Below are 9,499 nucleotides of genomic sequence, written 5' to 3'. Positions count from 1 at the left end.
CTCAATGTAGGGCATCAGCCGAATTTGATCTTTGGGTGGCTTTGTTGATGGCTTAAACAAACATCACATTAGCACATTGCGATGTCGTCGGGAGGAGGCACCCACGTCATCAGCAAAGCCTATCCCAACCTTGGCTGGTCTCGCTCTAGGCATTTCCGTTCAAATATCGCGTCATATCCGGAGCGGCCATAAGCGTCTGAATGAAAGTCCCGAAGTGTTCAAGCGACCCTGCGCGCGGGTCGCTGTCGCGCCATGCCAGTCTGATAGAACGGCCAAAGATCCCATCAGCAATGGGATGTGTCGTTGCCAAGCCGCCGAAACGATCAGGGCCACTCACAGACAATGCCGGAAACAGCGCACAACCCTCTCCGAGTGCGACCATTTGCCGGAGCATTTCAAGGCTGCTCGCCACCCTCTGTCTAGGTCGGTCAATCCGATCGCAAAATGCTACGGTCTGATCCCTTAGGCAGTGCTCTTGAGAAAGCAGAACGAGCTGAGAGGACAGAACCTTGGACCAGCGAACTTTCTCATTGGGTCTGAAGTCCAGATCCTTGGGGCAGGCAAAAACAAATGGTTCGTGAAACAACGGAAGCGCTCTCAGTACAGGCTGTTTCGGGGCCGTCGCAATCAGTGCAGCGTCCAGCGTCCTCCTGACGAGCATCTCTTCAAGAACGTGAGTGGGTTCTTCGAACAATGACAACTGGAGATTGGGGTACGCATTTTTGAGAGACTTGAGGATAAGCGGCAGCAAGTAAGGCCCAAGTGTTGGAAGTACACCAAATTTTAACTCTCCCTCCAGATTGTCACTTAGGCTCAGCGACAATTCCAGCAGTTCACGGGCTTCTGTCAGAAGGATTTCTGCTTTTTGCAGAACTATCTGGCCATTTTGCGTCAACGAAATATGCCGTCCGTGGCGTTCGAATATCGAAAAGCCAAGGCGCGCCTCCAGCTTGGATATCTGTTGGCTGATTGCAGGTTGTGAAACCCCACAGATATCAGCCGCCCGGCCAAAATGACCTTCTTCGGCAATGCTTTGAATGTACTCAAGATCTCTGAGTGAAAGGCCGGCGACTGAGGTTCTTCTAACCATGCATCACCTCTGATTATCGATCGGATAATTTATATAAGTTGGAGTAATTTGGCGGTTTTCGGTTTTGTCCTGCCAATACCAACTCAGGAGATTGACATGACGAGTAAATCGAAGCTGACCACCGCATTTGGCGCGCCAGTGCCTGACAACCAACACACACTGACGGCGGGGCCGCGTGGACCTGCGCTGCTTCAAGATGTTTGGTTTCTCGAGAAGATGGCCCACTTTGATCGCGAGGTGATCCCCGAACGTCGGATGCATGCCAAAGGATCCGGCGCTTACGGCACATTCAAAGTGACCCATGACATCACCCAGTATACGCGTGCCAAAATGTTCTCTGATGTTGGCAAGAAGACGGATCTCTTCCTGCGGTTCTCGACCGTTGCAGGGGAACGCGGCGCAGCGGATGCAGAACGGGATATCCGCGGCTTCGCTATCAAGTTTTATACGGAAGAGGGCAACTGGGATCTTGTGGGCAACAACACCCCTGTGTTCTTCCTTCGCGATCCGCTGAAGTTTCCCGATCTCAACCATGCCGTCAAACGCGATCCGCGGACGAACATGCGCAGTGCGGATAACAATTGGGATTTCTGGACCAGCCTTCCCGAAGCCTTGCTTCAGGTGACGATTGTTATGTCTGATCGGGGGATTCCGGCCACCTACAGACACATGCACGGCTTTGGCAGCCACACGTTCAGTTTTATCAACTCGGACAACGAGCGGTTCTGGGTCAAATTCCATTTCAAAACGCAACAGGGGATAAAAAACCTCACCGACGAGGAAGCAGCACAGATCATCTCCGGTGACCGTGAAAGCCACCAGCGTGATCTTTTTGACGCAATTGAAAACGGCGATTTTCCTAAATGGACGCTTTATGTCCAAGTCATGCCAGAGAAGGATGCGGGTACATATCACCTCAACCCGTTTGATCTGACCAAGGTTTGGCCACATGGGGATTATCCGTTGATTGAGGTTGGCGAGCTGGAATTGAACCGGAACCCTGAGAACTACTTTGCCGAGGTTGAACAAGCAGCCTTCGCCCCCTCTACAATCGTGCCTGGTATCAGCTTTTCGCCGGACAAGATGTTGCAAGGACGTCTGTTTTCTTATGGTGACACTCAGCGGTATCGGTTGGGTGTCAACCATTCCCAGATCCCTGTGAATGCGCCTCGTTGCCCGTATCATTCCTACCATCGTGATGGCGCGATGAGGGTCGACGGCAATGCCGGATCTCGGATTGGCTATGAGCCCAACATGCATGGCGAATGGTCCGAGCAACCGGATTTCTCTGAACCACCTTTGTCCATCGAAGGTGCTGCGGATCATTGGAACCACCGCGAGGATGATGACTACTTCTCGCAGCCCGGTGATTTGTTCCGCCTGATGACGCCAGAGCAGCAAGAAGTACTGTTCGAAAACACTGCCCGCGCAATCGGGGCTGCACAAAGAGAAATTCAGATCCGCCACATATCGAACTGTCTCAAGGCAGATCCTGCATATGGTGCCGGTGTAGCAAGGGCTCTTGGTTTGACCGATGAAAGTGGGTTCCCCGCGTAAAGACAATTGGCAAGCCCCCGATCTTCGGGGGCCTGCCTGATACTGCGGGGTATTCGACGGCGGGCACCGTTTGGTGTGATCGGGTATTCCGTCGCTGCGTGTGGCTAAACAGCCTTTTGGCGACGACCTTGGGGAAAGACGGTTTCCATACGCGGGCGCATTGGCCGGCTCACACATTGCAGCTACCTGATGCGCCTTCGCTTTGATTGACGGTGGCGGGATTGCTTGTTACCGATGCGGCCCGTCGTGTCAGAAGACTGCCAATCTCAGACCCCAACTGCAGTTCTGAGACCTGTCCAAGGTGATGCACAACGATCCGTCCCGACTGATCCAACAAGACAAGGCTTGGTGTACCGCGCATGCGAAAGCGGGACATCGTGTTTGGCAATTGCCCCACCCCCTGCCTGTCCACGCCGACAGGGAAGGTGATGCGATATTCGTGCAGGAAGGCTTTCAGAGACACCGGTGTCATGGCGTCGTGATGCTCGAACACAGTATGCAAGCCAATCACGGCTACCTTTTCTTCAGGAAACGTTTTTTGAATTGATTGCACCAAGGGAATACCATGCAGGACGCATCCCGGGCACAACATTTGAAATGCCTCAATAACAACAACCCGTCCCCTTAGACCGCCTAAGGTAAGGGGTGTGTCTGTGTTAAACCATTCCGAAACGTCTAGTTCTGGTGTTTGCATTTTCATTGCCCTCAATAACACGCAGCCGTCTTGGGTTCGGCGGCTGCGTAGTCGAATGTCAGTGAAGCTTCCCCGGCAGGCTCAGGTCGCCGGATGCGACGTCGAAAACATCTGTGACGCACAGCAAGGGCGCATGGATGTTAGCGTTCACTCGCAATGCAGAAGTGACACCATCGTAAGCGACACCATCCAGTTCTACGTCGCTGGCAAAGTCTGCGTTCACCACAATTTCGGGCCCATCAAACAGCGGTGTAAACCCTGGGCTGTCCAGAAAGATCGGGAACCCAGGCCATGTTGCAGGTAGCTTCGGCGTGGAACCTTCGGGGATGTCCCGTACGGCAAGCGCGTCGGGCCCGCACGCTTCGGTCGGGGTCAACACAACCCAGTGGCTGTGCCATTCGATACCGTCATTCGCCGGATCTCCGTCGCCGTTCTCGTCAAAAAGCGGTGTGTCATCAAAATCTGGATGACTGGTTGCGGCCATTGCAAGGATGCCTGTGCCGCCTTCGAACCCAACGGCCGAAGGGTCCAAAGAAGTAGGCCAGACATATGACCAGACGTCTGATCCACCGACCTCTCCGGTTGCCACCGGAACCGAGGCGCCAGCCGTCCCATTCGTTGTCATGTGAAAAGTGACCGTGTTTCCATTGCGATGCGCATGCGCTGCCAGAATGTCAAAGTCCGCGACTTTACTGGCGTCCGGCGAAGATATGATGGCGCCATCTTGATGGATGGCATGGTTCCCATCAGCAAGAACCGTGCTTCCGATGACCAGCGCCAAAGTAGAAGTGAGCGTTGAGAGTTTCATGAGTGTCTCCAATCAAATAATATCGAGTCGCTACTATAGTGAGAAATGCATTGCAACTATAATTTCGACTCGCTACTAAAAGTGTTATGAACACAGACCACTGCATACGCACGCTAATCAACCGTTTGGCCCGTATTGATGCTTCCGAAGGATGGGCGGGAGATTTGAACCCGACTCAGAGGATGGCGCTGGAATACCTCGCAGAGGCGAACATGTTTTCGCGCTCGCCGTCGCAAGTTGCAGAGTATATCGGAACAACCCGTGGAACGATGTCACAAACGCTCAAGGCTTTGGCGCGCAAGGGCTATGTAGAAGAGCAACGCAAAGAGCTTGATCAACGGTCGATCTCTTATGACCTGACCAAGGAGGGGGTCAAAATTGTACGTCAGCCGAACCCTGTTGCACAGGCAATTGGAGATATGCCCGTAGAAAACCAAGCCATGCTTGAGCAGGGGTTGATGCAAAGCCTCAGTCTGGCTTTGGCCGCAAATGGAGGTCGGTCATTCGGCCAATGCAAATCCTGCACATACCATGATGCCACGACGGAAAACGGTTTCTGCAAACTGTTGGGTGTATCATTGGACGTCGGTGAAAAAGACAAGATCTGTATCGAGCACGAGGAAGCCAGATGAACCATTTTGATTTATCGGCGAACATCGACGGCATATTTGTCGGAGCGGTCAAAGATTGTTGGGAAGGCAAACCGCCATCGGCCATTCAAAAAGACAGGGTGGACGGGCGGCAGTTGATTACCTCGCTCGGATTTTCCGAGGATGCACAGGCAGATTTGACCGTGCATGGAGGCGAAGACAAAGCCATCCATCATTATGCTTTTGATCACTATTCGGCTTGGCAAGCAGAGGGCCTAATGGCACCCGGCACACTGCCAGCGGCGTTCGGTGAGAACATTTCAACAACGGGGCTGACCGAGGAAAACCTCTGCATTGGCGACATCCTGTCTCTGGGTACGGCGGTTGTTCAAATCAGTCAGGGGCGGCAACCGTGCTGGAAACTCGGGCTACATACGGGGCGCAAGGAAATGCCTTACCAGTTTCAGAAGACGGGCCGAACCGGATGGTACTATCGTGTGCTCGAACCTGGCGAAGTTGGCACCGGTGATCGGATCACCTTGGTTGAAAGGTTAAATCCAAATTGGTCTGTATTGGCCGTCACACGTGCAAGGTTGACTCGTCGCATTCTGCCAGAAGATGCCGAGGTGTTGTCTCAGATGAAAGAACTGGCTCAAGGTTGGCGACAAGCGTTCTGCCGAATGGCGGAAGGCAACGCCATAGAGGATACATCGGCGAGGCTAGGTGCCTGAGGCATCGTATGAAGCATTTAAGCCGTGGTTGGCGATAACGCACCTCCCTCGAGCCGAAAACAATCGAGAACACGAAAGCAGCTAACCACCTACTATCAGTCCTTTGGCAAACCGAACTCATTTGAGACATAAGCCTCAGCCTCGATGAAAGTTAGTAGCCTTGGGGCAGAAATACTTGACGTTAGGGTCAGAATTGAATGACGCAAACTGCTCATTGCTTGAGGACACCCTCTGATGGGCATGTTTTCATATCACGTCTCCGCGAAGTCACCCGCCGCTTGCGCAAGAATCCAGTCAACCCCCCGCAGAAAATCGTCTATTGTCAGGGGATTGTCTTCTCCGCTCGAGGCTGAGAGCACAAACCCATGTGCATAGTCGATCAGCACGTGAACAAGAACATCACCGCCATCGCTGTATTCGAGTTGGTCCGTGCTGACCTTTAATTCCTCGGCCACGTTCATGAGGTCCGCGCTCATGAGCGTTACATCGTCTAGGATTGCACGGAGTAGATTGGCGTTCTTCAAAGCGCAACCATGGTAAGCCGCCATAATGCAGCGGGCGCGTTTGACCGGGTTGCCACCATTCACTCCATCCAAGACGCCTGCAAAGGCAAGTTCCACCAGATCGGACAATAGTTGCTTCTTGCTACCTGCGTGATAGGTCACGGCCATCGGAGTGACGTCAAGCTGATCGGCAAGTATGCGAAACGATAGCGCATCAACACCTTTGCTTTGGACGATCGGCAATGCGGCCTGCAGGATCACTTGCTTCGAAAGGCGCTGTGCAGCCTTTGACGGTCGCCCTGGTGGAGAAGCTTTCGTCACCTGGTTTTCAGTCTGTAATCGAGATCTACCAGACCGGAGGAAAAGCTGCTAACCGAAACCAATTCCAGATCAACGTCACCTTCTGTTTCACCAAAGATCCGAATGCCTTCACCAATCAGAATGGGAACCAAGGTAATCCGCATGTCCTCAATCAGCCCGGCTTTGAGGAAGGATTGGATGATTGCACCGCCATCCACATAAACTCGATTGTAACCACGCGCGCCAAAGTCCTCCATCAAATCGGTGGGTGTTTTGTCTGAAACTTCAACTCTTTCGCGCAGCTCATCTGGAATGCCTGAGGGTTTCATTGAGCGACTGAGAACCACCACTGGTTTCTTGTAAGGCCACTCCCCAAATCCCAGAACTGTCCGGTACGATCCGGACCCCATCACGATCACGTCGACGCTACTCTGAAACGCAGCGAACCCGTGATCTTCGTCGGCAGTGGGTTGCTTTTCCAACCAGTCCAGCCTGTGATCTGGCCTTGCGACAAAACCGTCTAGGCTCATTGCCATCATGATATGTCCTGTGGGCATCCTCTGGGTCCCTGTGATTTATTTATATGTCGTATAATAACGGCTCTGAGGATACTCAAGGGGAATGACTGCTACGATTGACCCAGAATCCAGTCCGAGAAGGAGTGAACTGCGCCGGTTGGAGCGGAGCTATGCGGTTGAACCAAAAAATACCCATAGTCGGGCAGATCGGTTTCCGACAACCGAAACAGTCTTTCAGCATTTAGATCGTCCCGAACCAGATCATCCATCAAAGCTATTCCCTGTCCGTCGATGACTGCTTGCGCCCGGACATTTGGGTCAGGAACGATTAGCGCATCTCGCCTTGATTGTCGGGGAAGCTTTGCGACGTTCAGCCAATCAGACCAGGCGTTGCTGTCATCACGATCTCTCAGCAGCGTAAGATGCGATATTGCCTCTTTCATTCCTAACTTTATCACTAGGTCAGCTGCCGCCCGGTCACCCACAGGATAGGGCGGCATGGGCATGAACGGAGTAACGGTGCCGCCGATCCAATTCCCGTTACCCCACCTGATTGCAAGATCCACATCCTGCATCTCAGCTTCTGAAAACTCGATCATCGGTTGAATGCGAATCTGCACGTCCGGGTGGCTTTGCATGAATGACATCAGGCGTGGCGACAGCCAGCGCGCAGCGAAATAGGTCGAGACCCCAACGGTTAGAGAACGCGTTGAAATCCCCTTTAATGCATGAATTTCAGCTTCGATTTCTTCGTATCGGGTCTGGCAGATCGCGAGCAGTTTTAATCCTTCACCAGTGAGTGTGACACCACGCGATGTGCGCTGGAACAGGATCATCCCAAGATCGGCTTCAAGCGTTTTGATCTGATAGCTGATGGCGCCCTTTGTCATGTTGAGCGCCGATGCTGCCGTCGAGAAGCTGGAATAACGAGCAATCTCGGCAAATAGCCTGAGTAAGTCATGGTGATGAAATCGGGTACTCATATTCTTAGTGTACAAATTTTCTAAACGTTAAGAGTAGTTTTTTTCGATTTTCAAACATGTTTTTAAGGTCGACAACCGCACTCTAGCTCGTGGAGCAATGAGATGACGTTGGACTTGTTGAACGCAAAAGCAAAAACACCGACACCGGCGGGGCACCGCGGCCGCGCGCGCAGGCGCCGCTTGGCCCGTAGTATTGCCCCTTCTGAGAGCACACCGTTCACGGGTCGCAGGATACCTGCATACAATCTACTAAGTGAAACGGTATTGGCCCGGATCGAAGATCAAGCCGATTGGATTCTAAGCAATATTGGCGTCGAGTTTCGGGGGGATCGAACGGCACTGGATCACTTCGCCCAAACGGGTGCCCGCATCGATGGCGAACGCGTGCGGTTTGAACCGGGGCACGTCCGCGCGCTTTGCGCTACGGCCCCAAGTGAATTTCAATTGCATGGCCGAGACCCGGTCAGAACGGTGACACTTGGTGGTGACAACGTTGTGCTGATGCCGGGATACGGCTCTCCCTTTGTCAGCGATCTGGTGAAGGGCCGACGATATTCGACGCTGAAGGATTTCCGCAATTTCGTCAAACTGGCCTACAGTGCGGCTGCCTTGCATCATTCCGGCGGCACGGTTGTCGAACCGACAGATGTGCCGGTGAATAAACGGCATTTGGACATGATGCTGGCGCATCTGACACTCTCAACCAAGCCCTTTATGGGCTCTGTTACGGCACCCGAGCGCGTGCGTGACGGTATCGAGATGGCACGCCTCGTCTTTGGACGCGACTTCATGGAGCACCACGCGGTGATGCAGGCCAATATCAACGTCAATTCGCCATTGATTTATGATGATACCATGTCGACGGCTCTGCGTATCTATGCGGAGGCAGGCCAATGTGTCTGCGTCTCCCCTGCGATTTTCGCGGGTGCCATGGGGCCGCTTTCGCCAGCGGCGGTGGCGGCGCAAACTCTGGCAGAAGCGATGGTTGGCATTGCGCTTGCGCAACTGGTGCGCCCCGGTTGTCCGGTGGTGTTCGGCTCGTTCCACTCCACAATGAACTTGCGCACGGGCGCTCTAACCTTTGGATCGCCCGAGGCGAACATGACCACGATGGCGCTGACACAATTGGGACGAAGGCTTGGCGTACCTGTGCGCTCTGGCGGTGGGCAGATCACCGCCTCCAATGCGCCAGATGGGCAAGCGATGCAGGACAGCACCGGTGCCATGTGGTCCACGCTTTTGTCCGGAGCCCATCAGGTCTGGCATGCGGCAGGCTGGCTCGAAGGTGGGCTTGTGATGTCCTACGAGAAATTCATCATGGATCTAGACCACTGTGGCGCGATGCTGAAACTGCTGAAGGGCTTCGAAACGAATGAGGAGGCATTTGGCCGTGATGCCTATTTTGAAACGGGCCCGGGCGAAAATTTCCTGTCGACCAAACACACGCTGCGCCACTATGCGGCAGCAAATTATGAGCCACAAATTTCTGACGCAGGGCCATTCGAGACCTGGTCTGAAAATGGTGCTCTCACGTCAGATCAACGCGCCACTGCGCGGTGGCATCAGATGTTGAACGATTACCAGCGTCCTGAAATGAAACCCGGCATACAAGCCGCGCTTGAAGACTTCGTGTCAGAACGCAAAGCGCGAATGCCGGATGAATGGTACTAGAACGGAATATCCAATACCTAAGAACTCTGCCGGGATTGCCAGCTTGCTTGAGCA

The 9,499-nt window shown here is 53.5% G+C and carries 10 protein-coding genes; 4 read left to right on the top strand and 6 right to left on the bottom strand.

From position 1 onward, the window contains the following. Nucleotides 1-145: 145 nt before the first annotated feature. Nucleotides 146-1,090: a hydrogen peroxide-inducible genes activator gene (locus AC2FLB_RS06940; protein WP_496708918.1), complete on the bottom strand. Its 945-nt coding sequence runs from the start codon at nt 1,088-1,090 to the stop codon at nt 146-148. Between the two features lie 96 nt (nt 1,091-1,186). Between AC2FLB_RS06940 and AC2FLB_RS06935 the strand changes: the two genes are divergently transcribed. Beyond that, entirely contained in the window at nt 1,187-2,647 is a 1,461-nt protein-coding gene (locus tag AC2FLB_RS06935) for a catalase (RefSeq protein ID WP_496696649.1), read from the top strand. A 169-nt stretch (nt 2,648-2,816) separates the two neighbouring features. On the opposite strand, the gene AC2FLB_RS06930 is transcribed toward AC2FLB_RS06935, so the two are convergent. Beyond that, entirely contained in the window at nt 2,817-3,347 is a 531-nt protein-coding gene (locus AC2FLB_RS06930; RefSeq protein ID WP_496708917.1) for a redoxin domain-containing protein, read from the bottom strand. 52 nt (nt 3,348-3,399) lie between these two features. After that, nucleotides 3,400-4,149, bottom strand: a complete 750-nt coding sequence (locus AC2FLB_RS06925) for a hypothetical protein (protein WP_496708915.1) — start codon at nt 4,147-4,149, stop codon at nt 3,400-3,402. Between the two features lie 86 nt (nt 4,150-4,235). Between AC2FLB_RS06925 and AC2FLB_RS06920 the strand changes: the two genes are divergently transcribed. Together AC2FLB_RS06920 and AC2FLB_RS06915 are read left to right on the top strand one after the other, a co-directional pair. Further along, nucleotides 4,236-4,781 carry a MarR family winged helix-turn-helix transcriptional regulator gene (locus AC2FLB_RS06920; RefSeq protein ID WP_496708914.1) on the top strand — a complete coding sequence of 182 codons (546 nt, stop codon included), beginning with the start codon at nt 4,236-4,238 and terminating at the stop codon, nt 4,779-4,781. Beyond that, entirely contained in the window at nt 4,778-5,470 is a 693-nt protein-coding gene (locus AC2FLB_RS06915; RefSeq protein ID WP_496708913.1) for an MOSC domain-containing protein, read from the top strand. Before AC2FLB_RS06920 ends, AC2FLB_RS06915 begins: the two co-directional genes overlap by 4 nt. A gap of 251 nt (nt 5,471-5,721) precedes the next feature. Here AC2FLB_RS06915 and AC2FLB_RS06910 read toward each other — a convergent pair whose 3' ends face one another. From AC2FLB_RS06910 to AC2FLB_RS06900, 3 genes are all read right to left on the bottom strand, one after another. Continuing rightward, complete coding sequence (locus AC2FLB_RS06910; RefSeq protein WP_496708912.1) at nt 5,722-6,294, bottom strand: TetR/AcrR family transcriptional regulator; 573 nt, start codon at nt 6,292-6,294, stop codon at nt 5,722-5,724. Further along, nucleotides 6,291-6,830, bottom strand: coding sequence for a dihydrofolate reductase family protein (locus AC2FLB_RS06905; RefSeq protein WP_142637673.1), 540 nt, complete (start codon nt 6,828-6,830; stop codon nt 6,291-6,293). The genes AC2FLB_RS06910 and AC2FLB_RS06905 overlap by 4 nt, the downstream gene beginning before the upstream one ends. A 71-nt stretch (nt 6,831-6,901) precedes the next feature. Beyond that, the gene (locus tag AC2FLB_RS06900) at nt 6,902-7,774 is read right to left on the bottom strand and encodes a LysR substrate-binding domain-containing protein (protein WP_496708911.1); all 873 of its coding nucleotides are present in this window, start codon (nt 7,772-7,774) and stop codon (nt 6,902-6,904) included. A 102-nt stretch (nt 7,775-7,876) separates the two neighbouring features. Between AC2FLB_RS06900 and AC2FLB_RS06895 the strand changes: the two genes are divergently transcribed. Continuing rightward, on the top strand, nt 7,877-9,445 hold the full coding sequence (locus AC2FLB_RS06895) for a trimethylamine methyltransferase family protein (protein WP_496708910.1): 1,569 nt from the start codon (nt 7,877-7,879) through the stop codon (nt 9,443-9,445). The last annotated feature ends 54 nt before the right edge of the window (nt 9,446-9,499 follow it).

It is taken from the genome of Ruegeria sp. CDSA236, assembly GCF_059611285.1.
The sequence above is the reverse complement of the archived record's forward strand: the minus strand, read 5'-3'. Positions and strand labels throughout refer to the sequence as shown.

Coding starts and splice junctions, on each gene's coding strand:
- AC2FLB_RS06920 (WP_496708914.1), top strand. CDS start 4,236: ATGAACACAGACCACTGCATACGCACGCTAATCAACCGTTTGGCCCGT.
- AC2FLB_RS06900 (WP_496708911.1), bottom strand. CDS start 7,774: ATGAGTACCCGATTTCATCACCATGACTTACTCAGGCTATTTGCCGAG.
- AC2FLB_RS06935 (WP_496696649.1), top strand. CDS start 1,187: ATGACGAGTAAATCGAAGCTGACCACCGCATTTGGCGCGCCAGTGCCT.
- AC2FLB_RS06925 (WP_496708915.1), bottom strand. CDS start 4,149: ATGAAACTCTCAACGCTCACTTCTACTTTGGCGCTGGTCATCGGAAGC.
- AC2FLB_RS06915 (WP_496708913.1), top strand. CDS start 4,778: ATGAACCATTTTGATTTATCGGCGAACATCGACGGCATATTTGTCGGA.
- AC2FLB_RS06895 (WP_496708910.1), top strand. CDS start 7,877: ATGACGTTGGACTTGTTGAACGCAAAAGCAAAAACACCGACACCGGCG.
- AC2FLB_RS06930 (WP_496708917.1), bottom strand. CDS start 3,347: ATGAAAATGCAAACACCAGAACTAGACGTTTCGGAATGGTTTAACACA.
- AC2FLB_RS06940 (WP_496708918.1), bottom strand. CDS start 1,090: ATGGTTAGAAGAACCTCAGTCGCCGGCCTTTCACTCAGAGATCTTGAG.
- AC2FLB_RS06905 (WP_142637673.1), bottom strand. CDS start 6,830: ATGCCCACAGGACATATCATGATGGCAATGAGCCTAGACGGTTTTGTC.